Below are 1773 nucleotides of genomic sequence, written 5' to 3'. Positions count from 1 at the left end.
CTTCGACCTCTCCACCAAGGACAATGAGGTACTGGACGGACAGGATCCGGCCGATTTCTCGGTAAGCTACCATACTACCCAAGCAGATGCCGATAACGCTATAAACCCCATCGGCCCGAACTATACGAACACCACAACACCGGAGACCCTATATTTCCGGATAGCCAACAGCGCATATCCCGAATGTTACGGGACCGGAAGTTTCCGATTGGAGGTCATCGACCAAGTAACGGCCCACACGCCCCAAGATCTGGAGTATTGCGATACCGACAACGACGGCCAGGCCGTTTTCGACCTGACGGCAGCGCAGGCGGAGATCATCGGTGGCCAGAACCCGGCCGGGCTGGTCCTGAGCTACCACGAAAACCAGGCGGATGCCGATACCGGGAGCAATACCCTAAATGCCACAAATTATCCGTCCACGGCCTACCAAAATACGATTTATGTCCGGGTAGAAAACGTTTCCGATCCCAGCTGTTATGACACCACTTCCTTCCAACTGAACATCTTCGATACGCCGGTACCGCCCGAGGTATCGGATTGGCAGGTCTGCGACGATGACAACGATGGCCGCCATACCTTTGACCTTGGCGATAAGGTCGGTGAAATATTGGACGGTACCACGGGCAACTCCGTTTCCTTTTACGGATCCCAGAACGATGCCGACAACGCGATCAATGCCCTAGGAGGGACCTATCGGAATACCACCGACCCGCAGACCGTTTACTTTAGGATGGAGAATACGAACCATCCGGACTGTTACGGAACCGGGTCGTTCCAATTGCAGGTCTTCGACACCCCAACGGCCCATGTCCCGGAGCCCCTTATCGTCTGCGCTACCGATGGCACGGGGATACGTACCCTTGACCTTTCGGCCAAGGACGCCGAGGTGCTGGACGGCCAGGACCCGGACGGTTTTACGGTCCTGTACTTTGCCGCCCAGACCGATGCGGATGCCAATAGTAACGCACTGCCGAAGTCGGCCTATACCAACGTATCGGCCCGGGAGACCCTCTATGCCCGTATCCAGAACAACGAAAATGAAGATTGCTACGATACCGCCAGCTTCGAGCTCATCATCAACCCATGGCCACAGGCCCAATTGGAAGATACCTATGTCATCTGTCCGGACAGCCCGGAGCTGAACCTGGACGGGGGCGATTTCGAGAGCTGGTCCTGGCGCGACGAAAGTGATACGGAAATTGGCACGGACCGTAACCTTGATATTACGGAACTCGGCAACTATTCGCTTACGGTCGCCCGGACCCAAAACGGTGTCACCTGTGAAGGAACGGTTTCCTTCGAGGTAATCTCCTCGGGTGCCCCCGAAAGCATCACCACGGAGATCGTCGGTTTCGGGGACCGTGTCACCATAGAAGTGACGGCCACGGGGGTAGGGGAGTTCGAATACTCGGTGGACGGGGAGAACTATCAGGACAGTAATCGTCTGGAGGTCTTTCCCGGCGAATATACGATCTACGTCCGGGACAAGTTTCTGTGCCGTACCCTGGAGAAGGAGATCATCGCACTGGGCTACCAAAAGTTCTTTACCCCCAACGGGGACGGTTCCCATGAACATTGGAACATCATAGGTGCGGAAGGATATCCGGAATCCAAGCTCTATATCTATGACCGCTACGGGAAGCTGATCGTCCAGCTGCTCCCGGACGGCCCCGGCTGGGACGGTACCTTTCGGGGCGTAGCCATGCCCTCATCGGACTACTGGTTCCGCTACGAGCTCCAGGGAGGAAGGGCCTTTACCGGGCATTTTAC

At 56.2% G+C, this 1773-nt stretch carries 1 protein-coding gene; it reads left to right on the top strand.

Annotated elements, in window-relative coordinates; translation table 11 throughout:
* A partial coding sequence (locus D7Z94_RS25495) for a T9SS type B sorting domain-containing protein (RefSeq protein WP_147416020.1) occupies window positions 1-1773 on the top strand: 1773 nt, incomplete at both ends.

The organism is Ulvibacterium marinum, assembly GCF_003626755.1.
Lineage (GTDB): Bacteria > Bacteroidota > Bacteroidia > Flavobacteriales > Flavobacteriaceae > Ulvibacterium > Ulvibacterium marinum.
This window is presented reverse-complemented; position numbering and strand designations above follow the sequence as displayed.